This window comes from Pseudomonas sp. I3-I5, from assembly GCF_022699445.1.
Classification (GTDB): Bacteria; Pseudomonadota; Gammaproteobacteria; order Pseudomonadales; family Pseudomonadaceae; genus Aquipseudomonas; species Aquipseudomonas fulva.
The window spans coordinates 2,666,859-2,688,348 of sequence record NZ_CP093940.1; the positions used below are offsets into that span (position 1 = coordinate 2,666,859).

The window sequence follows — 21,490 nt, forward strand, 5'->3', positions numbered from 1 at the left end:
TGCGCCCCGCCTGCTGTCACCCTTGCTTGACCTCACGCTTCAGCCGTGCTCGACGCGCCAGGATATTCAGAATCTCGATAGCGGTTGAGAACGCCATGGCGGCATACACATAGCCCTTGGGCACGTGGGCTCCGAAGCCCTCCGCGATCAGCGTCATGCCGATCATGATCAGGAAACCGAGCGCCAGCATGACAACTGTTGGGTTGTCGTTGATGAAGTTGGCCAGCGGATCGGCCGCCACCATCATCACGATCACGGCAGTGATCACGGCGATGATCATGATAGGCAAGTGCTCAGTCATGCCTACTGCGGTGATAATGCTGTCTACCGAGAACACAATATCGAGCAGCAGAATCTGGAAAATCGCTGCGGCGAAGCCCAAGGTAACGGTAGAAGAAGCCTTGGACTCTTCCTTGGCACCGTGTGGATCGACGTTCTCGTGAATTTCCTTAGTGGCCTTCCACAGCAGGAACAGGCCGCCGGCGATCAGGATCACATCCTTCCAGGAGAAGGCGTTGCCAAACACCTCGAACACAGGGTCGGTCAGCTGCACGATCCAGGCAACGGTGCTGAGCAGTGCCAGGCGCATCACCAGTGCCATGCTGATACCGATGCGGCGTGCCTTGGAGCGATACGCGACTGGCAGTTTGTTGGTCAGGATGGAGATGAAGATCAGGTTGTCGATACCCAGTACAACTTCCATGGCCACCAGCGTGGCGAGCGCCACCCAGGCTGTCGGGCTAGCGGCAAGTTCCAGCAAATATTCCATTGTTCACATCCTGTCACGCGGGTTGGGGATCAAATGTCCTGGGTTTCGGAAGCGGTGTCATCTTGCTCGGGCTCTCGCCGGTCGGTCCCAAGCGCGTCGCTCAAGGCCTGCTGGGCCGCCTGGTTGGTTTGCTCGATCACCTGCTGAGCCGACTTCGCCGCCTGGTCAAGCACTTGCTGGGCAGACTTCTCGGCCTGATCGCAGCCGGCCAGGGCCAACAGCGTCATGCTCATGACCAGCGCAGTACCCATTGATTTGAAATACAGCATAGGCGCCTCCGGAATGATGTGCGCAGGCTCGTATCCGCCTGAATGAAGTGGATTCTAGAGGGCGCAATACTTCTGTAAAATTCGTATTTTCAAGCGATATACTTCGGTTTTTCCGAATCGGCATCTGCGCTAATGCTTAACTATCGCCAGCTCCACTACTTTTGGGTGGTAGCCCGAACCGGCAGCATCGTTCGGGCGAGCGAGCAATTGAATCTGACGCCACAGACCATCAGCGGTCAGATCACGCTATTGGAACAGGCTTATGGCGTCGAGCTGTTCCAGCGGGTTGGCCGGCAATTGGAACTCACTGAGACCGGACGCCAGGCGCTGACGTATGCCGAGCAGATGTTCCAGCTGGGGGGCGAACTCGAAGCCATGCTGCGTGCCGGCCCTCAGGAGCAGATCCTGTTCCGGGTCGGGGTGGCTGACGTGGTGCCCAAGTCCATTGTCTATCGATTATTGGCACCCACCATGGAGCTTGAGAACGTGCTGCGCATCAACTGCCGTGAAGACAAGCTGGAGCGGCTCCTGGCCGACCTTGCCATTCAGCGACTGGACCTGGTCATTTCAGACAGCCCGATGCCGCCCCACCTGGACATCAAAGGGTATAGCCAGAAACTGGGAGAATGCGGCCTGAGCTTTTTCGCAACCCCAACATTGGCCCTTCAGCACGATGGCCCGTTCCCTGAATGCCTGCACGATGCGCCGCTGCTCATACCCGGGCAAGAAACGGTGCTGCGCAGCCGCCTTCTACGCTGGCTTGGTGATCAACATCTTCAACCGCGCATCGTCGGCGAGTTCGACGACAGTGCCTTGATGCAGGCGTTCGGGCAGTCTGGCAGCGGCATCTTCGTGGCGCCCAGCGTGATTGCCGAAGAAGTGTGTCGGCAGTATGGCGTACAGTTGATTGGGCAAACCGAGGCCGTGAACGAGTCCTTCTACGCCATTTCGGTCGAGCGCAAGGTCAAGCATCCTGGCATCGTTGCCATCACCGAAGGGGCGCGACGCGAACTGTTCAACTGGTAGCGCTCCCCACAACGGGCAGTAAGTGCCTGGGCGAGGTCTATGGTAAAGTCCAGACCTTTTCGAATTTCAGGACCTCGCTGCGCATGACACCGCTTCTTCGCCTTCTCAACCGCACCGGCCTGGTGACGCAAATCGTTATCGGCCTGGTGGCAGGTATCGCGCTTGCCCTGATCGCCCCTACCGTTGCCCGTGACCTGGGCTTTCTCGGTACGGTGTTCGTCAGTGCCTTGAAGGCGGTGGCGCCAGTGCTGGTCTTCGTTCTGGTCATGGCATCGATTGCCAATCACCGGCACGGACAGGAAACCCACATCCGCCCCATCTTGGGGCTGTACTTGCTCGGCACATTCGCCTCGGCTGTCGTGGCGGTGGTTGCCAGCATGGTATTTCCTTCGCACCTGGTACTGAACGCAGCGGATGCCGCCCTAAGTGCACCGGGCGGCATCGGTGAGGTGTTGAAGAACCTGTTGCTCAGTGCGGTCGACAACCCGATCAACGCGTTGCTCAATGCCAATTTCATCGGCGTGCTGACCTGGGCTATCGGCCTGGGCATCGCGTTGCGCCGCGCCGGTGACACCACCCGCAAGGTGGTCGACGACCTGTCCAACGGCGTCACGCTGATCGTGCGCATCGTCATTCGCTTTGCGCCACTGGGCATCTTCGGCCTGGTCACCTCCACCTTGGCTCAGTCAGGGCTCAAAGCCATGTTGGGGTACCTGCACCTGCTGGCGGTACTGATCGGGTGCATGCTGTTCGTCGCCCTGGTCATGAACCCGCTGATCGTATTCTGGAAAACCCGTCGAAATCCCTACCCACTCACCCTGCTGTGTCTGCGCGAAAGCGGCATCACTGCATTTTTCACCCGCAGTTCGGCAGCCAACATCCCTGTGAACATGGCGTTGTCCGAACGCCTTGGGCTGCATGAGGATACTTATTCGGTATCCATTCCGCTGGGGGCCACGATCAACATGGCTGGCGCTGCAATCACCATCACCGTATTGACGCTGGCGGCGGTGCACACCTTGGGGATTCCCTTGGACCTTCCCACGGCAGTGTTGCTCAGTGTGGTAGCGGCGGTCTGTGCCTGCGGTGCGTCCGGTGTGGCCGGCGGCTCCCTGCTGCTCATCCCATTGGCCTGCAGCTTGTTCGGCATTCCCAGTGAGATCGCCATGCAGGTTGTGGCGGTGGGGTTCATCATCGGCGTGCTGCAGGATTCTGCCGAGACCGCGCTCAACTCCTCCACCGACGTGCTGTTCACCGCAGCCGCCTGCCAGGCCGAAGCGCGCCGCAGCGCCTGATTTAGCCGGGCCGTCTTGCGGCCCTTCCCTCATACACCTACGCTAATGGCCTTTTCCCAGCAATGAGACAGGGCCATGTCCGAGCAAGACACCACCACTGAAGGTCGCTTGAGCAGCGTCGAGATTCGCGTGCTCGGCTCGCTGATCGAGAAACAGGCCACCAGCCCGGAAAGTTACCCGCTTACCCTCAACGCCCTGCTCCTGGCCTGTAACCAGAAGACCAGCCGCGAACCGGTGATGAACCTTACCCAGGGCCAAGTGGGTCAGGCGCTGCGCAGCCTCGAAGCACAACAGATGGCACGCTTGCAGATGGGCAGCCGCGCCGACCGTTGGGAACACCGGGTGGACAAGGCGCTGGAATTGGTTCCTGCGCAGCTGGTGTTGATGGGGCTGATGTTCCTGCGTGGCCCGCAAACCTTGAGCGAGTTGCTGACCCGTAGCAACCGCCTGCACGATTTCGACGACACCGACCAAATTCACCACCAGCTAGAACGTCTGGTGTCACGGAACTTGGCCGTGCACCTGCCGCGTCAGGCCGGCCAGCGTGAGGACCGTTACACTCATGCGTTGGGTGACCCGGCAGACATCGAAGCCATTCTGGCTGCAAAGCAGCAGGAGAGCTCAATGCGACGTGGTACCAGTACGGTTACACAGGATCGAATCGAGGCACTGGAAGCGCGCATCGCTGCACTGGAAGCGCGGCTGGACGCACTAGGCGGCTAGTCTTCAGCGGTCTGATTTGGGGAAGTTGCGGCAGCTCTTGCGCTCGGTCATTTCGCGATCGCTTGGGCGCTGGTCGACAAACACCGTGTGGCCGTTGCTGTAGATCTCAAGGTAGCCCCAGTGCAGGTCTTGTTCAGTCTGCCCGGGCTTTGGCGGCACTAGCCACCAGGGTTCGCGGCTGATCAGGGTCATGGCGTGGCTCCTGAGGGGTCTGCTTGTAAGCATAGACACCCTCATGGCTCGTGGGTTTAGCCAGGCCCATGACAAGACCCCCGCATGCACTGCGCCATGGGGCACGGCCAGTTCATGCGAGGGTTGCGGTTCTGCTGAAATGTCGCTTATGCAGGCGCGGAGGTGCGGATCAGGTGGTCGAAGGCGGCCAGAGACGCCTTGGCCCCTTCGCCAACGGCGATCACGATTTGCTTGTAAGGCACCGTCGTCACGTCACCTGCAGCGAACACACCGGCAATACTGGTCTGCCCTCTGGCATCGACGATGATTTCGCCGCGTGCCGACAGTTCAACGGTGCCTTTGAGCCAATCAGTGTTCGGCAACAGACCGATCTGAACGAAAATCCCCTCCAACGCCAGCTCATGCTCGATGTCGCTGGTGCGGTCCTTGTAGCGCAGGCCAGTCACTTTCTCGCCATTGCCGATCACTTCGGTGGTCAGTGCCTGGGTGATGACCGTCACGTTAGGCAAGCTGTGCAACTTGCGTTGCAGCACCGCATCGGCACGCAGCTGGCTGTCGAATTCAATCAACGTCACCTGCGCCACGATACCCGCCAAGTCGATCGCCGCTTCCACGCCAGAGTTACCACCACCGATCACCGCCACGCGTTTGCCCTTGAACAACGGGCCGTCACAGTGCGGGCAGTAGGCCACGCCACGGCCACGGTATTGCTGTTCGCCCGGCACATTCATTTCGCGCCAGCGAGCACCGGTGGCCAGGATGACCGTCTTGGCCTTGAGCGAAGCCCCGCTCGCCATGCGCACTTCATGCAGGCCACCGTCGGTAGCCGGAATCAGTGCTTCACCGCGCTGCAGGTTCATGATGTCCACGTCATACTGCTTGACGTGTTCTTCAAGCGCGGTGGCCAGTTTCGGGCCTTCGGTTTCATGCACGGAAACGAAGTTCTCGATGGCCATGGTGTCGAGCACCTGCCCGCCGAACCGTTCGGCGGCCACGCCAGTGCGGATACCCTTGCGCGCGGCATAGATGGCGGCAGAGGCACCCGCCGGGCCACCGCCTACGACCAGTACATCGAATGCTTGTTTGGCGTTGAGCTTCTCGGCCTGACGTGCGCCGGCGTTGGTGTCGATCTTGCCAAGAATTTCTTCAAGGCCCATGCGCCCCTGGCCGAACACCTCACCATTGAGGTGCACGCTGGGCACGGCCATGATCTGGCGGGCATCGACTTCAGCCTGGAACAACGCACCATCGATGGCTACATGGCGCACGCTGGGGTTGAGCACCGCCATCAGGTTCAATGCCTGGACCACATCCGGGCAGTTCTGGCAGGACAGCGAGAAGTAAGTCTCGAAGTTGAACTCCCCTTCCAGCGTCTGGATCTGCTCGATCACTTCCAGGCTGGCCTTGGAGGGGTGGCCGCCCACTTGCAGCAGCGCCAGCACCAGGGAGGTGAACTCGTGGCCCATGGGAATACCAGCAAAACGCAGGCTGATGTCGCCGTTGGGGCGATTGAGCGAGAACGAAGGGCGGCGGGCGTCGTCGCCATCGGCTCGCAGGGTGATGAGGCTGGACAAGCCGGCGATTTCCACCAGCAGGTCGTGTAATTCGCGGGACTTCGCACCGTCGTCGAGGGAGGCAACGATCTCGATCGGCTGGGTGACCCGCTCCAGGTAGGTTTTCAGTTGCGATTTAAGCGTGGCGTCCAACATACGGGCGATTTCCTTTTTCAAACTCAGATACAAAAACGCCCAGGCGAAGTCGCCCGGGCGTTTGACGGGGCGGTAAGTGGTTCAGCTGTGGCGGCTGCTTACCGCCCGCGTTTGGCACATGACTGGCTGCTCATCCCGCAAGGCCTGTGCGGCGCTGCCGCTGCACAGGCGCTTATCGGGCGACAATCAGATCTTGCCGACCAGATCCAGCGACGGCGCCAGAGTGGCCTCGCCTTCTTTCCACTTGGCTGGGCAGACTTCGCCTGGGTGGGCGGCGACATACTGGGCAGCCTTGACCTTGCGCAGCAGCTCGGTGGCGTCACGACCCACACCGCCGTCGTTCAGCTCGACGATCTTGATCTGGCCTTCGGGGTTGATCACGAAGGTACCGCGGTCCGCCAGGCCGGCTTCTTCGATCAGCACGTCGAAGTTGCGGGCGATCACATGGGTCGGGTCGCCGATCAGTGGGTACTGAATCTTGCCGATGGTGTCGGAGGTGTCGTGCCACGCTTTGTGGGTAAAGTGGGTGTCGGTGGAAACACCGTAGATCTCAACGCCCAGTTTCTGGAACTCGGCATAGTTGTCAGCAAGGTCACCCAGCTCGGTCGGGCAAACGAACGTAAAGTCGGCTGGATAGAAGAACACGACAGACCATTTGCCTTTCAGGTCGGCTTCGCTGACCGGGACGAACTCGCCCTTGTGGTAGGCAGTGGCGTTGAACGGTTTGACCTGGCTGTTGATGATAGGCATGAGAGACGCTCCTTCATGGGTTGAAATCAGTTGACGGAGAGAATCCTAACCGCATGAACCGATAAAGGCTCATTGGCAAACCTGATGCTCATGATTGGTTTTGGCTATGAGTGGGACAGGTTACAAAGCGCTTACCGCGGTAATGCCCAAGCGCGCGGCTAGCCTATGAAACCGACCGCGCATGGGGCGACGATTACGTAATCGTCGCCCCGCAAGCAGGCCGCACGTTGCATGCGGCCTGGGCTGAGTCAGCGGGTCACCGTGCGCAGAGTCACGAACTCTTCCGCTGCCGTGGGGTGCACGCCGATGGTTTCATCGAACTGTTGCTTGGTCGCGCCCGCCTTGAGTGCGATGCCAAGGCCCTGGATGATCTCGCCTGCATCCGGCCCGACCATGTGGCAACCCAGTACCTTGTCGGTCTTGGCATCTACCACCAGCTTCATCAAGGTCTTTTCCTGAATGTCGGTGAGGGTCAGCTTCATGGCGCGGAAGCGGCTTTCAAAGACCTTGACCTCGTAGCCCTGCTCGACGGCCTGTTCTTCAGTGAGCCCTACCGTGCCGATAGGCGGCTGGCTGAACACGGCCGTGGGGATGTTCTGGTAATCCACGGGGCGGTACTGCTCCGGCTTGAACAGACGCCTGGCCACAGCCATGCCTTCGGCCAATGCCACCGGGGTCAACTGCACACGGCCGATTACATCTCCAATGGCCAGGATCGAAGGCGCCGTGGTCTGGTACTGATCGTCTACGCGCACGTAGCCCTTGTCATCAAGTTCGACACCAGTGTTTTCCAGGCCAAGGTTGTCCAGCATTGGACGCCGGCCGGTGGCGTAGAAGATGCAGTCGGCAACCAGTTCCCGCCCGTCCTTGAGCGTCGCCTTGAGGCTGCCATCCTCAAGCTTGTCGATGCGCTGGATGTCAGCATTGAACTGCAAATCGAGCCCGCGCTTTTCGAGCTCCTCCTTCAGGTGAGTGCGCACCGAACCATCGAAGCCGCGCAGGAACAGATCGCCGCGGTACAACAACGTTGTCGCGGCGCCCAGCCCTTGGAAGATCCCGGCAAACTCCACCGCGATGTAGCCGCCGCCCACCACCAACACCCGCCGCGGCAGGTCCTTGAGGTAAAACGCTTCGTTGGAGGTGATCGCCAATTCCTTGCCCGGGATGTCCGGCACCTGGGGCCAGCCGCCAGTGGCGATCAGGATGTGCTCGGCACTGTAGCGCTGGCCTTCGACTTCGACCTCGTTAGGTCCGGTGATGCGCGCATGACCTTGAACCAGGGTCACGCCGCTGTTGACCAGTAGGTTGCGGTAGATACCGTTGAGCCGTTCGATTTCACGGTTCTTGTTGGCAATCAGGGTGCCCCAGTCGAAGTGCCCTTCTTCCAGGGTCCAGCCGTATCCAGCCGCCTGCTCCAGCTCATCAGCCACATGGGCGCCATACACCAGCAGCTTTTTGGGCACACACCCCACGTTGACGCAGGTGCCGCCCAAATAGCGGCTCTCGGCAACCGCTACCTTGGCGCCAAAACCGGCAGCGAAACGTGCGGCGCGCACGCCACCGGAGCCGGCGCCAATCACGAACAGATCAAAATCGTAGGCCACTTTTCGTTCTCCAAAAAAAAGCTGCAAGCTTCAAGCGGCAGGCTGCACGAACGGGCAGCGTGGCTTGTCACTTGCAGCTTGGTACCGGCAGTTTCAAGCTTCAAGCATCAGGCGGCAAGAAAAAATGCGCCTGGCTTGCAGCAGGGGCTCAGTAAGCCTTGCCAGCCTTGTAGTAGTTCTCGAAGCAGAAGTTGGTCGCGTCGATGTAGCCCTCGGCGCCACCGCAGTCGAAACGCTTCCCTTTGAATTTGTACGCGATCACGCAGCCGCTCTGGGCTTGCTTCATCAAGGCGTCGGTAATCTGGATCTCACCGCCCTTGCCGGGCTCGATGTTCTCGATGATATCGAAGATGTCGGGCGTCAGGATGTAACGGCCGATGATGGCCAGGTTGGACGGCGCATCCTCGGGTTTGGGCTTCTCAACCATGTTGGTGACACGGAAAATGTCGTCACGAATCATGTCGCCGGCAATGACACCGTATTTGTTGGTTTCCTGCGGATCGACTTCCTGAATGGCGACGATCGAGCAACGGAACTGGTTGTACAGCTTCACCATCTGGGTCAGCACGCCATCGCCTTCCGGGTTGACGCACAGGTCATCGGCCAGCACCACTGCGAACGGCTCGTCGCCGATCAGGGGACGGCCAGTGAGGATCGCGTGACCCAAGCCTTTCATTTCGGTCTGACGGGTGTAGGAGAACGAGCACTCGTCCAGCAGGCGACGAATGCCTACCAGGTACTTCTCCTTGTCGGTGCCCTTGATCTGGTTTTCCAGCTCGTAGCTGATGTCGAAGTGATCTTCCAGTGCGCGCTTACCGCGGCCGGTAACGATGGAGATCTCGCTCAACCCTGCATCCAATGCTTCCTCAACGCCGTACTGGATCAACGGCTTGTTGACCACTGGCAGCATTTCCTTCGGCATGGCTTTGGTGGCTGGCAGGAAGCGAGTGCCATAGCCGGCTGCCGGGAACAAGCATTTCTTGATCATAAACGTCCTTAACAAAGGCTAGGCCTGGGGGTTACGGCGAAGTCTAATCAGGCGGCGGTCACCTTACAATGCCCCGCCTGTTGCCGATCGTTGGGAACATAGAGGCAACCGCTCACGGATAGTTCAAAGGGCCGCCCAATATTCCTGACCGGTACGTCATCCTTCCAGGCCCTTGCCTGGCCATCAGCGACCGGTGCCCTGCCCGATCAACACGCCTTCGACCTTCTGGCCGTAGAGATTGACCCCATCATTGGCATGGAACTTCAGGCGGGTTTTCTCGATGGAGCCCTCTACCAACCTTGGGTCCTGGGGCCGCTCGTGCCGGTTTATCCAGGCCGCCACGTCCCAGGCCTGCTGGTCGCTGAGCGAGCCCGGTCGACCCAGCGGCATGTTGTACTTGATGAATGACGCCGCCGTATTGATCCGGTGCATGCCCGCCCCCCAGTTGTAGGCGTCCCTGCCCCATAGCGGCGGCATCACATACTCGCCCGCCACCTTCTGGCCTTCGCCCTTCTTGCCGTGGCAGATCGCGCACTGCTCGAGGTACACCTGCTGCCCACGCTTGAAGTCATAGCCCCCCGCTGGCGGCGCCACTTCCGGATAGCCTCGCCCGGCCAACGGCACACCGGTCGGCGCTTTGGTAGAGAGCCAGTAGGAATAAACCGACAGCGCGGTCATCTCCGGGCTGTCAGCCGCCGGCGGCTTGCCGTTCATGCTGAACTGAAAACATCCCTGGATTCGCTCGGCATACGTGTTGACCTTGTCGTTTTTCTTTCGGTAGGCCGGGTACATCGGGTAAGCGCCCCACAGAGGGGCCGAGTGCGCCATGCGCCCTTGATCAAGGTGGCAATTAGAGCAGTTCATGCCGTTGCCAACCGCTTCAGGCATCAGACGTCGGGTATCGACGAACAGGGCGTGCCCCTCGCGCACCCTCTTCCCAAACGCATTGTCCGGCAACTCGCCCTCTGCCGGCGGCACGAAGCGCGGTTGCGCCTGTGCATTCGGCACTTTGAGCTGGGACTGGTCTTCCATGGTCACGGGGCTGGCGTGAACGCTACCTGCTGCCAGCAGCAGGGCTGTAAGCAAAGGCTTCATGGCTTGGCCTCCAGGTTGGCAGGAAGAGCGAAAAACGCGGAAACGGCCGTGATCTCGTCGGGGGTCATGGCCTTGGCCACGCCGACCATCAACTGGTTGGGGTCGTTGCTGCGCGTTCCATCACGCCAAGCGTTCAGTTGAGCCGCCAGATAAGCGGCGGGCTGGCCAGACAACGGCGGGAAATGCTCGCCTACGCCGCTACCGCCTGGGCCGTGGCACTGGATACATCCAGGGACGTGCCGGTTCCAGTCGCCATAAAGCGCAAGCCGCAGCGTTGGATCATTGGCGATTTGCTGACGACGCAGGTCACCGGTTGCCGGCGCCGGCAAGCTGGCCAGGTAGGCACTCACCGCTGTGATCTCGTCCTCGGACAATGCCTTTGCCAAGGGCGCCATGACCGCCTGCTGTCGAGTACCATTGCGCCAGTCACGCAGTTGCTTGCTCAAGTAAGGGGCCGGCAGGCCGGCGAGCCGTGGGAAGCCTGCTGCGCCGATACCGTTGCCATCGGCACCGTGGCATCCGATGCAGGCGAGGGCTGCAGGGTCGGCGCCCCCTTGGGTAAAGACTTTCTGGCCATCTGCAGCGTGGGCCGATGCCCAGGCCAGGGACATCAGGCCACCGATCACCATGACGCTGAATGGTCTCATCACGAACCTCCTTTTCTATTGTTATATGCTTAGGCCCAAAACATATAAGCAAAAGGAGGTCGGTCACTTGCGCTGGGTCAATCCCCGGAAATACAAGCCGTCGCGGCTTTACGCACATCACCCGGACGCAATGGGAAGTTGCTCAGACGTTCATGCAACTTGATGCTGCTGCCATTGTTGCCACGCTGGCTGATATCCAGAAGCGCGCCTGGGCCCTCGCCTGGCGAAAACTTCTGCGGCACGATCAAACGCAATCCATCACCGCGTTTTTCTTCCGTCAACGGGCCACGCGAGTCGGCCAGCCGGGCCTTCACGCAGTCGGCATATTCACGTGGCGTCTTGCCTGACATCACATCCATCGTCTCATGGGATTGTTCTAGGTCAGACACACTGGCGCACCCGGCCAGGGTCAGCATCCACGCCGCCAACATCCACTTCATCTGCTGCACCTCTGTCATCAGGAACACCGTTCGACCGTGATCTGGCTCTTTTGCTCCCTGTACTGGCAGATTTATCTGCGCCCGGTCAGCAGCCCGGCGCGCTCACCGCGCATCGTGTTATCGTGCGCGTTTGCAAAACCAGACTTTGCGGAGCCACACATGAAATTCGTACACCAGCGCGAGCACCTCAACGAGGACGACATCGTCGTCATCGAGTGCTCCCAGCGCTGCAACATCCGTCTGATGAACGACGCCAACTTCCGCAGCTTCAAGAATGGCGGTCGTCACACCTATCACGGCGGCCACTTCGACAAGTTCCCCGCCAAGATCACCGTGCCCAGCACCGGTTTCTGGAACATCACCATCGATACCGTGACGACCCGCCCGATCTCGGTCACGCGCAAGCCCAGCCTTACGCACAAGATCAAGATCATCCGTCGTTCCTCGTCGCAGCTCAGGTAAGGCCAGCCATGACCCAAACCATCAAGTACGTCATCAAGTACAAGCTCGAAGGCCAGCGCCGCTGGGATTTCGCCCTCATGTCAGACGACTCTCGGGAACAAGCGCTACAAGCCCTGCGCAAGATCCATGGTGAAGACGTGGACAAGGTCAGCGACATCCAGGTCAGCAAGGCACTCTAATCGCCCAGTCTCCATCCATTGCGCCTGAAGGAGCGTCGCATGAGCCAGTGGCCCGATCGCCGTATTCTCGATTTGCTGGGTATCGAACTGCCCATCCTTCAAGCGCCGATGGCCGGGGCATCAGGTACGGCGATGGCTATTGCGGTAAGCCAGGCCGGTGGTCTGGGCGCATTGCCTTGCGCCATGCTCACGCACCAGCAGGTACGCGAGCAAATCGCTGTCTTTCGAGCCGCCAGCCCTGGCCGCGCCCTGAACCTGAACTTCTTCTGCCATCAGGTACCTGCATCCGATGCTGACGCCCTCACCGCTTGGAAGCAGGTGCTCGAGCCCTACTATCGAACGCTGGGGGCTGATTTCGAAGCACCTGCACCGGTGTCCAACCGCGCGCCTTTCGACGAACACAGCTGCCAGCTGGTCGAGCACCTGCGCCCTGAAGTGGTGAGTTTTCACTTCGGCCTGCCTCAGGCTGACCTGCTGCGCAGGGTCAAAGCCAGCGGGGCCCGAGTACTGTCCAGTGCCACAACCGTCGAAGAGGCACGCTGGCTGCAGGATCGCGGCTGTGATGCGATCATCGCCATGGGTTATGAGGCTGGCGGGCATCGCGGCATGTTCCTCAGTGAAGACATCACCACCCAAATCGGTACGCTTGCGCTGGTGCCGCAGGTGGTCGATGCCGTCGATGTCCCGGTGATTGCGGCCGGTGGCATTGGCGATCACCGTGGTGTGCTGGCCGCACTGGCATTGGGTGCCTCTGCGGTGCAGATCGGCACCGCCTACCTGTTCTGCCCCGAAGCCACCGTGTCGCCGTTTCATCGGCAGGCGCTGGACAGCGCGTCCGCCAGCGACACGGCCCTGACCAACCTGTTCACCGGTCGCCCGGCCCGCGGTATCCATAATCGCCTGATGCGCGAGCTGGGCCCCATGAGCGCGCAGGCACCCCGGTTTCCGCTCGCAGGTGGCGCATTGATGCCACTGCGGGCAATCACTGAAGCCCAAGGCAGCAGTGATTTCAGCAACCTTTGGGCAGGCCAGGCACTACGCCTCGGCCGGCACTTGTCCGCTGCAGACCTGACCCGTGACATTGCAGACAAGGCATTGGCTCGTCTGAACCGCTAACCGGACCGATCGAGCGCGCCGTGCCTTGCTTGAGCCTCGATCCAATAAAAACAGCTGCAAGCAATTGGCGAAGCGCTATATAGTCAGGCATATAACGAAAACCAGGAGCTTTCCCAATGCGTTCTCGCCTGCCTTACCTAGCCGCCCTCGCCAGCCTGATCACCCTGAACACTGCCTGGGCCGACGAGGTCCAGGTGGCTGTCGCTGCCAACTTCACCGCACCCATCCAGGCCATCGCCAAGGACTTCGAGAAGGACACCGGCCATAAGCTGATTGCAGCCTACGGCGCTACCGGGCAGTTCTATGCCCAGATCAACAACGGTGCCCCCTTCGAAGTGTTCCTGGCCGCAGACGACAGCACCCCGGCCAAGCTCGAGAAAGAGCACGCCATCGTGCCAGGCTCACGCTTTACCTACGCCATCGGCACGCTGGCCCTGTGGTCGGCCCAGCCTGGGTATGTGGATGACAAGGGCGCAGTCTTGCAGCGCAATGCATACCAGCACCTCGCGCTCGCCAACCCGAAGACCGCCCCTTACGGCCTGGCGGCCACGCAAGTGCTAGAAAAGCTCAAGCTGACCGAGGCGACGCGCGACAAATGGGTAGAAGGTCAAAATATCACCCAAGCCTTCCAGTTCGTCTCTACCGGTAACGCAGAACTGGGCTTCGTGGCGCTGTCGCAGATCTTCAAAGATGGCAAGGTGCAGAGCGGTTCGGCCTGGATCGTCCCGGCTTCCTTGCACGACCCCATTCGCCAAGACGCGGTGATTCTGGAAAAAGGCAAAGGCAACCCGGCTGCCAAGGCCTTGGTGGACTACCTCAAGGGCCCCAAGGCAGCTGCGGTGATCAAAGCCTATGGCTATGAAATCTGATGCCGCTCGATGCCAGTGACCTTGGCGCCATCTGGCTCACCCTGAAGCTGGCCAGCCTGACCACCCTGATTCTTTTAATCGTAGGCACACCGGTTGCCTGGTGGCTGGCACGCACGCGGTCATGGTTTCGCGGGCCGATAGGCGCCATCGTTGCCCTGCCCTTGGTGCTGCCGCCGACGGTGATCGGGTTTTACCTGCTGATTGCACTAGGCCCGCATGGCTGGCTTGGCCAAGGGATTGCGGCACTGGGCCTGGGCAATGTGGTGTTCAGCTTCTCGGGCCTTGTAATCGGCTCGGTCATCTACTCGATGCCCTTTGTGGTCCAGCCGTTGCAAAACGCTTTTGCCGCCATTGGCAAGCGACCCATGGAAGTGGCGGCCACGCTGCGCGCCGGGCCCTGGGACAGTTTCGTGCATGTGGCGCTACCACTGGCCCGTCCGGGTTTCATCACCGCCAGCATCCTGGGTTTTGCCCACACCGTAGGCGAGTTTGGTGTCGTGTTGATGATCGGAGGCAACATTCCAGACAAGACCCGCGTGGTATCCGTGCAGATCTTCGACCATGTCGAGGCGATGGCCTACACCCAGGCGCACTGGCTCGCAGGCGCCATGCTGGCGTTCTCTTTCTTGGTGCTGCTGTTGCTGTACGCAGGCCGACGCGGCAATGCGGGCTGGAACTGACATGACGCACTCGATCGTGGCACGCCTGAAACTGGCACGCGACGCTTTCACCCTGGACGTCGACCTGCAACTGCCAGGGCGCGGTATCAGCGCCTTGTTTGGACACTCCGGCTCGGGCAAAACCAGTTGCCTGCGCTGTCTGGCCGGGCTGGAGCGCCCTGGCCAAGCGTATGTGGAAATCAATGGCGAGGTCTGGGAGGACACCGCTCGTGGCGTCTTTCTACCGCCCCATCAGCGCCCGGTGGGCTACGTCTTCCAGGAGCCCAGCCTGTTCGCGCACCTGACCGTGCGTGGCAACCTGGAGTTCGGCTGGCGCCGTGTGCCGTGGACCCAGCGCAAGGTGGACCTGGAACACGCCAGCGAGCTGCTGGGCATCGGCCACCTGCTGGCGCGCCGGCCCTCGACGCTATCGGGTGGCGAGGCGCAACGCGTCGGGATTGCCCGCGCGCTGCTCAGCAGCCCCCGGCTGCTGCTGATGGATGAGCCCCTGGCTGCCTTGGACGGGCCCCGCAAGCGTGAAATCCTGCCTTACCTCGAGCGCCTGCACGAGGAACTGGACGTGCCTGTGGTTTATGTCAGCCACGCACAGGACGAAGTGGCGCGGCTGGCTGACCACGTCGTGCTGCTGGAGCATGGACGTGTGGTAGCGAGCGGCCCGGTTGCCCCTACCTTGGCGCGTCTGGACTTATCGTTGGCTCAGGGCGAGGATGCCGGCGTGGTGCTCGAAGGCCAGGTGACAGGCCATGACCCGCACTACGACCTGCTTGAACTGCGCTTGCCTGGCAACAACGGGCTCGTACTACGTTTCGCACACCCCATCCGGGCCCTGGGCAGCGCCTTGAGGGTCAAGGTCCACGCTCGCGATGTCAGCCTGGCGCTCACCGCCGACGGCACCTCAAGCATCCTCAACCGAGTGCAGGTTCAGGTACGCGCCACCCACGCTGCCGACAACCCAGCCCATTTATTGGTCAGCCTGGATGCCGACGGCAGCACCCTGCTCGCCCGTATTACGCGTTTCTCGGCGGACCAGCTTGGGGTACACCCAGGCCAGCGCCTGTATGCACAGATCAAATCGGTTGCATTGCTGAGCTGACGCGCAGAAATGGAGCAACGACCAAGCGGCCGTTGTCCATTGATCAGTGACTTGATCGAGGCCTGCCGCCCATGCTCGACTGCCCGCTTCCCGAAACGCTGCATTACGTCGACGACAGCCAGCCCGGCTTGACTCGTCGCCGCTGGCGCGACCGCTTCATCTACCTGGACGCCAATGGTGAACGGGTCCGCGACCCTGAAACACTGGCACGTATCGCCGCACTGGTGATCCCACCGGCCTATACCGATGTCTGGATATGCGCCGACCCGCAAGGGCACTTGCAGGCCACTGGCCGCGATGCCCGTGGCCGCAAGCAGTACCGCTATCATGCCCAATGGCGTGAAACCCGTGACCAGCACAAATACGACCGAATGCTCGCCTTCGCCCAGGCATTGCCAAAGCTGCGCTCACAATTGGAAACCCACTTGTCACGACCGGGCCTTGACCGTGAAAAGGTCATGGCCTTGGTAGTCAGCCTGCTGGACCATACCCTCATCCGCATTGGCAACCAGCGCTACATGCGCGACAACAAGTCCTATGGGCTGACGACCCTGCGCAATCGACATGTAGAGGTCAAGGGCAGTACCATCCGCTTTCAGTTCCGTGGCAAGCGTGGCGTCGAGCACGATGTGACGCTGCGTGACCGACGCTTGGCGGCCTTGCTGAAGCGTTGCATGGAACTGCCCGGCCAAGCGCTGTTCCAGTATCTGGATGCCGATGGCCAGCGTCACAGCATTGGTTCGAGCGACATCAATCAGTTTTTGCAACAGTTGACTGGCGCCGACTTCACGGCCAAGGACTACCGTACCTGGGCCGGCAGCAGTCTTGCGTTGGACCTGCTCAGACCCTTGGCCTGGGAGCCTGAAACCGAGGCCAAGCGCCAGGTCGCTGCCATTGTCAAACAAGTCGCCTCGCGCCTGGGCAACACCCCCGCCGTGTGCCGACGCTGCTATATCCACCCAGCGGTGCTGGAGCATTACACACTCGGGCGGCTGGCCGCCTTGCCCAAGAGCCGAGTGCGCAAGGGGCTGGACCCGGAAGAGGTCGCTTTGCTGGTCTTTCTCAAGGCATTGGAACAGCAGGCCGCACATTGAGCTTGTCTATCCACTCCATGATGCAAAGGTATTTCCTATTGAACGAGGCCCCCACTATCCTTCCCAACAGAGCACCTTGTCCTACAAATCCTTTATACGGTAGCTGGCTGTTCGCATCCCTTCTTCGTGCCATAGATTTTGACATTTTGGGAATTACTAGGCTTCTAAAGCGTCTTTAATGGAAGGAAAAGGGATAGGCTCCCACCGCTAGCGCACATGGCCTGCGGACTTTTTTATCACCAAGGAGAAGTACATGCTGATACTCACCCGTAAGGTTGGCGAGAGCATCGTCATCAACGATGACATCAAAGTCACCATTCTGGGCGTCAAAGGGATGCAGGTGAGAATAGGCATCGACGCACCCAAGGACGTTCAAGTGCACCGCGAGGAGATCTTCAAACGCATCCAGGCCGGCAATCCGGCCCCTGAGAAGCAGGACGATTGACACCGATCATTCAAGCGGGCTGCAGGGATGCGCCCACAGCCTTAGCCCTTCAGTAGGCCACGCACGGTCGCAATCATCTCGCCCATGTCGAATGGCTTGTCGAACACTGCCGCGAATAATGTCGGGCATCCCTCGCTGGCCTGGGCGCCGCTCATGAGGATGACCGGCAGCGTTCGCAAGGCAGGATCTGCCCGCATGGCACGTACCAGCTCCTGACCATTGAGCACGGGCATCATGTAGTCGGTGATGACCAACTGCACCTGTACGCGTTTGAGTACCTCCAGCGCTTTCTGGCCGTTACTCGCCTTTTCGATCGCATACCCTTCGTCTTCCAGGGCAAAACCCAAGATCTCGGCTATCAGGTATTCGTCGTCGACGATCAGCACAGTCTTCATGTAAGAGAAACCTAAAGGCTCCCTTGCGGCACAGCTGTGCCAGAAAGGGCCCCGCTGGTGCCTTCGAACGCTCTACGCAGTGAGATCCCAGACGATGCGATTACAAGCTCATGCAAAGACGCGTCGTGAGCACTGTCGCGTACTTTCAGGATGGAGAGCATTCGGCGCAAGGTGCCGTCGTGCTCAACGAATCGCATCAACACCAGGTTGTCGACGATGCTTGATAAATCGGGCGCTGGCGCAGTGATCTCCGCACCAAAGATATCGCGCATTTCCCAGGTCAGCATCACACTCACCTCTCGATTGCGCAGCTCTCCGGTCAACGCGCGAAAAAAGGCATTCAGACGGTCAGGTTCCGTGGACAGGCGGCTCCACGCGCCCAGGCTGTCGATAAGGACTCGCTTGGCCCCGGTTGCCTGCACCTGTTCGATCAAGCGCGCACCCAGCTGGTCCAGCAGCACCTGCGTACAAGGCTCCCAGCACAGTGTCAAGCTCTGGGTCTGTTCCATGGCTGCAAAGTCGTACCCCAGCGAAGCCGCCTTGATGCGCAGGCGATCGGGTGATTCGTAGAAACCGAAATGCAAGCCGGGCGCCTGGGGTGTGCTGGCCGCCAGAAACGCCATGCCAAGCGAGGTCTTGCCAATGCCCGACGGGCCGATCAGAAGCGTTACAGAGGCGCAGGACAGTCCGCCATCGAGCATGTCGTCGAGCGTCGACACACCACTGCTGATCCGGGATGCAACTGCACTAGCGGGCGCACTGGGCTTGGCGAACAACGACTCCAGACGCGGAAACACCCTCACACCGGTATCGTCGATCAGGCACTCGTGACGCCCGGACAAGGCTCCACTGCCACGTGTCTTGCGCAACTGAATCGTACGAACGGCGCGGCTACCCATCATCTGCTCACCCAGTTCGATCACGCCGTCGACCATCGTGTGTTCAGGGCTGCCTTCTTCGAGCCGCGCACTGGTCAACAACAGTACGGTGCAGCCAGCAAAGGCCGCATGACCTTGCAGCGCTGAGACGAATTTTTTGGTATCGAGCGATGTTTCGGCACGTAGGCGGGCATTGAGTACGCCATCGACGATGAGGAGGCTGGCCTTGTGTCGACTGATCTCCTGCCTCAGCAACCTGACCACGGCATCAAGGCCATCGTGCTCCAGGGTGTCGAAGGCGCTGACAAACTGGATCTGATCGCCGACCATCGAGGGGTCGAAGAAGTCCAGCGTGCCCAAGTATTGAAATAGCCGCTCATGGGACTCGCTGAGCAACGTTGCCACCAGCGCCCGGCCCCCCTTGCGCACATGCTCGCAGGCCAGTTGGTTGGCCAGAATAGTCTTGCCTGCGCCAGGTGGGCCCTGCACGATGTACGACGCACCCGCCACCAACCCACCTTTGAGCAGGGCATCGAGCCCGTCGATACCTGTCAACAATCGCTTGAGTGTCTGAGTCATGCTGTGCCCCTCACGGCTCGGTAACTGGCTGGCTTGAATGAACGGGTAAATACAGCCGCATGCACGTGCCGACCCCCAGCTCGCTTTGCACGCTGATGGCACCGCCGCTTTGCCTGGCAAATCCGTACACCTGGCTCAGGCCCAGGCCGGTGCCCTGACCGAAGGGTTTAGTGGTGAAAAAGGGTTCGAAAATACGTGGCTGTACCTCCGCCGCCATGCCCTCGCCGCTGTCTTGCACCTCGAAGCACACGAAGTGGCCGTGCAGGCCATCGACCTCACCTGTCAGCGACACCGCTTCGACGGTCAGCACGATGCGGCCTTCCTCGGCGATGGCATCCCGGGCATTGAACAGCAGGTTGAGCAACACCATTTGCAACTGACCAGCATCCACTTCGATGATGGGAAGATCGGGCTGCACTCGCGCATCCAGTGTGACCGAACTGGGCAGTGCGTGAACAAGCAATCCATGGGTGGCGTCGATCAGTTTGGCCGGCTCTATACAGGTCACCTCGAGCTTGCGATGACGCGCAAAGCTGAGCAGCTGACGGGTCAGGTCGGTGCCGCGCTGGCCAGCTTCCAGAATGTTGTGCAGCATGCGCTGAACGCGCTCTGGGTCCGGGGCGGCAAGGGCCAAGCGTGCAGAGCTGAGGATAATGGTCAGCAGGTTGTTGAAATCATGTGCCAGGCCACCGGTCAACTGACCCAGCGCCTCGAGCTTCTGAGCCTCGAACAGCTGCGCTCTGACGGCGTCCAGTTGCATCGCTGACTCGCGGCGGTCGGTAATGTCCCGCGTGACCTTGGCAAGCCCGACGACCTGGCCTTGGTCATCGCGAACCACATCGAGGGCCACCAATGCCCAGAAGCGCGTGCCGTCTTTGCGCTGGCGCCACCCTTCATGCCGCGACACCCCCTGTTCGAGCGCTTGACGCAACAACTGCTCAGGCTTGCCTTCGGCGCAGTCTTCAGGCGTGAAGAACAGGGAAAAATGACGCCCCACCACTTCATCGGCGCTATAGCCCTTGATCCTCTGGGCGCCCGCATTCCACGAGGCGATATGGCCGGTGGTATCGAGCATGTAGATGGCGTAGTCCACCACCGACTGGACCAATTGCTCGTAACGATGAGCAGGCATATCTGAATTGACCTGGCAATCAGTTGAAACCATGCGAGCTCCATCGGCACGGCAGGTGAACATCATCCAAACGGCTAGAGCTCAGACCTTGACGCACGCTGTTCACCTTCATTGCGCAGTCGTCGGCCCGACCATCACATCCAGTGACTTGGCTAACATTGGGCCAAGCTCATGACACTGTCAATCGGCCAGGTGTGATGGGATGCGATGTGCGGAATATGGCAGCCAAGGTTGACTCTGCTATAACGGTGGGTTATAAAGCCGCCTTGATTGCACAGCCCTTCTGTCTGAAGTAAGCCGGCCCCCGTGGCCCTTTCAAGCGTGCGAGTGTGGTGGAATTGGTATACACAGCAGACTTAAAATCTGTCGGCGTGAGCCTTGCGGGTTCGAGTCCCGCCACTCGCACCACATCCTGAAGAAGGCGCCCAAGGCGCCTTTTTTGTTGCCTGTCTTTTGCTGGCCCGCCATCACTCATCCTCGCAGTCGTCGAACCACGCAGGATGATCGCGCTCTTCTTCTTCCAGCGCGTCAAGCGATGGCATCTCGATCTCGTCTTGCGCCCCATGGGCATCCGGCTCGAGCGCGTCTTGTTCATCATGAAATTCATGATCCAGCAAATGATCATGCTCAGGTTCGTGCAGGTCGTCGTCGCGCATAATGAGCCTCAATTCAAGTCGCACGCCTGTATAGGCTCAACGGCTTCTGCGGTCAACGCCGCAGTGACTTAATCCCAGGTTAACGCCCTGCGTTCAACGTAGGAGTTCTCCCTTCAAGACGTTGTTGGCCCGCTCGTTCCTGGCGGGCATTTTTTTGTCGGTCAGCAGGGCCTGCCACTGCCCAGTCGCACATTTTCTTCACGTACGACGTACCCATCACCTTCTCTTCACGAAATGATCACATTCGCCTTGGCACTCTGACCGTGCTCCGTATGTTCTTGCAGCCCGCCGCATTCTTGCCGCGGGCTTTTCTTTTTGTCGCCGTCCTCAACGCCACCGCCTTCCTATGACCTGCGGCAGTTTTCCACTTGCAAGCGGGCGCTATTCTGCATGGGCTAGCTTCAA

General features: G+C 60.2%; 25 protein-coding genes and 1 tRNA gene. 12 read left to right on the plus strand and 14 right to left on the minus strand.

Annotated elements, in window-relative coordinates; translation table 11 throughout:
• Positions 1 to 16: 16 nt before the first annotated feature.
• A complete protein-coding gene (locus MOP87_RS11980; protein ID WP_242809549.1) occupies positions 17 to 769 on the minus strand; it encodes a TerC family protein in 753 nt (250 codons plus the stop codon).
• Between the two features lie 29 nt (positions 770 to 798).
• The gene (locus MOP87_RS11985) at positions 799 to 1,038 is read right to left on the minus strand and encodes a hypothetical protein (protein ID WP_027916098.1); all 240 of its coding nucleotides are present in this window, start codon (positions 1,036 to 1,038) and stop codon (positions 799 to 801) included.
• Positions 1,039 to 1,170: 132 nt separating this feature from the next.
• Here MOP87_RS11985 and nhaR point away from each other — a divergent pair, with 132 nt between their 5' ends.
• From nhaR to MOP87_RS12000, 3 genes are all read left to right on the plus strand, one after another.
• Positions 1,171 to 2,064: a transcriptional activator NhaR gene (nhaR, locus tag MOP87_RS11990; protein WP_028686432.1), complete on the plus strand. Its 894-nt coding sequence runs from the start codon at positions 1,171 to 1,173 to the stop codon at positions 2,062 to 2,064.
• A gap of 83 nt (positions 2,065 to 2,147) precedes the next feature.
• Positions 2,148 to 3,359, plus strand: a complete 1,212-nt coding sequence (gene sstT / locus MOP87_RS11995; RefSeq protein ID WP_027916100.1) for a serine/threonine transporter SstT — start codon at positions 2,148 to 2,150, stop codon at positions 3,357 to 3,359.
• A 75-nt stretch (positions 3,360 to 3,434) separates the two neighbouring features.
• Positions 3,435 to 4,082: a DUF480 domain-containing protein gene (locus MOP87_RS12000; RefSeq protein ID WP_242809551.1), complete on the plus strand. Its 648-nt coding sequence runs from the start codon at positions 3,435 to 3,437 to the stop codon at positions 4,080 to 4,082.
• A gap of 3 nt (positions 4,083 to 4,085) precedes the next feature.
• On the opposite strand, the gene MOP87_RS12005 is transcribed toward MOP87_RS12000, so the two are convergent.
• The 8 genes from MOP87_RS12005 to MOP87_RS12040 all read right to left on the minus strand — a co-directional run bounded on the left by MOP87_RS12005 (position 4,086) and on the right by MOP87_RS12040 (position 11,507).
• Positions 4,086 to 4,274, minus strand: coding sequence for a hypothetical protein (locus MOP87_RS12005; protein ID WP_027916102.1), 189 nt, complete (start codon positions 4,272 to 4,274; stop codon positions 4,086 to 4,088).
• Between the two features lie 146 nt (positions 4,275 to 4,420).
• Positions 4,421 to 5,983 carry an alkyl hydroperoxide reductase subunit F gene (gene ahpF, locus MOP87_RS12010; protein WP_242809553.1) on the minus strand — a complete coding sequence of 521 codons (1,563 nt, stop codon included), beginning with the start codon at positions 5,981 to 5,983 and terminating at the stop codon, positions 4,421 to 4,423.
• A 186-nt stretch (positions 5,984 to 6,169) separates the two neighbouring features.
• Positions 6,170 to 6,733, minus strand: a complete 564-nt coding sequence (gene ahpC / locus MOP87_RS12015) for an alkyl hydroperoxide reductase subunit C (protein WP_028686434.1) — start codon at positions 6,731 to 6,733, stop codon at positions 6,170 to 6,172.
• A 248-nt stretch (positions 6,734 to 6,981) separates the two neighbouring features.
• Positions 6,982 to 8,337 (minus strand): glutathione-disulfide reductase, encoded by a 1,356-nt coding sequence (gene gorA / locus MOP87_RS12020; protein WP_027916105.1) that lies wholly within the window; start codon positions 8,335 to 8,337, stop codon positions 6,982 to 6,984.
• A 148-nt stretch (positions 8,338 to 8,485) separates the two neighbouring features.
• Positions 8,486 to 9,325 (minus strand): UTP--glucose-1-phosphate uridylyltransferase GalU, encoded by an 840-nt coding sequence (galU, locus tag MOP87_RS12025; protein ID WP_027916106.1) that lies wholly within the window; start codon positions 9,323 to 9,325, stop codon positions 8,486 to 8,488.
• 183 nt (positions 9,326 to 9,508) lie between these two features.
• On the minus strand, positions 9,509 to 10,420 hold the full coding sequence (locus tag MOP87_RS12030) for a c-type cytochrome (protein WP_049695791.1): 912 nt from the start codon (positions 10,418 to 10,420) through the stop codon (positions 9,509 to 9,511).
• A complete protein-coding gene (locus tag MOP87_RS12035) occupies positions 10,417 to 11,067 on the minus strand; it encodes a c-type cytochrome (protein ID WP_027916108.1) in 651 nt (216 codons plus the stop codon). The genes MOP87_RS12030 and MOP87_RS12035 overlap by 4 nt, the downstream gene beginning before the upstream one ends.
• Positions 11,068 to 11,144: 77 nt before the next feature.
• Positions 11,145 to 11,507: a hypothetical protein gene (locus tag MOP87_RS12040; RefSeq protein ID WP_027916109.1), complete on the minus strand. Its 363-nt coding sequence runs from the start codon at positions 11,505 to 11,507 to the stop codon at positions 11,145 to 11,147.
• Positions 11,508 to 11,666: 159 nt separating this feature from the next.
• Here MOP87_RS12040 and MOP87_RS12045 point away from each other — a divergent pair, with 159 nt between their 5' ends.
• The 8 genes from MOP87_RS12045 to csrA all read left to right on the plus strand — a co-directional run bounded on the left by MOP87_RS12045 (position 11,667) and on the right by csrA (position 17,445).
• Positions 11,667 to 11,969, plus strand: a complete 303-nt coding sequence (locus MOP87_RS12045; protein WP_027916110.1) for a DUF1883 domain-containing protein — start codon at positions 11,667 to 11,669, stop codon at positions 11,967 to 11,969.
• A gap of 8 nt (positions 11,970 to 11,977) precedes the next feature.
• Positions 11,978 to 12,148, plus strand: a complete 171-nt coding sequence (locus tag MOP87_RS12050) for a hypothetical protein (RefSeq protein WP_088523181.1) — start codon at positions 11,978 to 11,980, stop codon at positions 12,146 to 12,148.
• A gap of 39 nt (positions 12,149 to 12,187) precedes the next feature.
• A complete protein-coding gene (locus MOP87_RS12055; RefSeq protein ID WP_049695790.1) occupies positions 12,188 to 13,264 on the plus strand; it encodes a nitronate monooxygenase family protein in 1,077 nt (358 codons plus the stop codon).
• Positions 13,265 to 13,380: 116 nt separating this feature from the next.
• The gene (modA, locus tag MOP87_RS12060) at positions 13,381 to 14,133 is read left to right on the plus strand and encodes a molybdate ABC transporter substrate-binding protein (protein WP_028686439.1); all 753 of its coding nucleotides are present in this window, start codon (positions 13,381 to 13,383) and stop codon (positions 14,131 to 14,133) included.
• A complete protein-coding gene (modB, locus tag MOP87_RS12065; protein WP_027916113.1) occupies positions 14,133 to 14,813 on the plus strand; it encodes a molybdate ABC transporter permease subunit in 681 nt (226 codons plus the stop codon). The genes modA and modB overlap by 1 nt, the downstream gene beginning before the upstream one ends.
• Position 14,814: 1 nt before the next feature.
• Positions 14,815 to 15,906 (plus strand): molybdenum ABC transporter ATP-binding protein, encoded by a 1,092-nt coding sequence (gene modC / locus MOP87_RS12070; protein WP_028686440.1) that lies wholly within the window; start codon positions 14,815 to 14,817, stop codon positions 15,904 to 15,906.
• A gap of 71 nt (positions 15,907 to 15,977) precedes the next feature.
• On the plus strand, positions 15,978 to 17,000 hold the full coding sequence (locus MOP87_RS12075; protein ID WP_242809555.1) for a DNA topoisomerase IB: 1,023 nt from the start codon (positions 15,978 to 15,980) through the stop codon (positions 16,998 to 17,000).
• A gap of 253 nt (positions 17,001 to 17,253) precedes the next feature.
• Complete coding sequence (gene csrA / locus MOP87_RS12080; protein WP_027916116.1) at positions 17,254 to 17,445, plus strand: carbon storage regulator CsrA; 192 nt, start codon at positions 17,254 to 17,256, stop codon at positions 17,443 to 17,445.
• A gap of 41 nt (positions 17,446 to 17,486) precedes the next feature.
• On the opposite strand, the gene MOP87_RS12085 is transcribed toward csrA, so the two are convergent.
• From MOP87_RS12085 to MOP87_RS12095, 3 genes are read right to left on the minus strand one after another with little or no spacing between them, the layout of a single operon-like run.
• Positions 17,487 to 17,840 (minus strand): response regulator, encoded by a 354-nt coding sequence (locus MOP87_RS12085; RefSeq protein ID WP_027916117.1) that lies wholly within the window; start codon positions 17,838 to 17,840, stop codon positions 17,487 to 17,489.
• An 11-nt stretch (positions 17,841 to 17,851) separates the two neighbouring features.
• The gene (locus MOP87_RS12090; protein WP_242809557.1) at positions 17,852 to 19,297 is read right to left on the minus strand and encodes an ATPase domain-containing protein; all 1,446 of its coding nucleotides are present in this window, start codon (positions 19,295 to 19,297) and stop codon (positions 17,852 to 17,854) included.
• A gap of 10 nt (positions 19,298 to 19,307) precedes the next feature.
• Positions 19,308 to 20,462 (minus strand): PAS domain S-box protein, encoded by a 1,155-nt coding sequence (locus MOP87_RS12095; RefSeq protein ID WP_027916119.1) that lies wholly within the window; start codon positions 20,460 to 20,462, stop codon positions 19,308 to 19,310.
• 290 nt (positions 20,463 to 20,752) lie between these two features.
• On the opposite strand from MOP87_RS12095, the gene MOP87_RS12100 reads away from it, so the two are divergent.
• Positions 20,753 to 20,837: transfer RNA gene (locus MOP87_RS12100), tRNA-Leu, on the plus strand.
• 59 nt (positions 20,838 to 20,896) lie between these two features.
• Here MOP87_RS12100 and MOP87_RS12105 read toward each other — a convergent pair.
• Positions 20,897 to 21,085 carry a hypothetical protein gene (locus MOP87_RS12105; RefSeq protein ID WP_027916120.1) on the minus strand — a complete coding sequence of 63 codons (189 nt, stop codon included), beginning with the start codon at positions 21,083 to 21,085 and terminating at the stop codon, positions 20,897 to 20,899.
• Positions 21,086 to 21,490 lie beyond the last annotated feature (405 nt).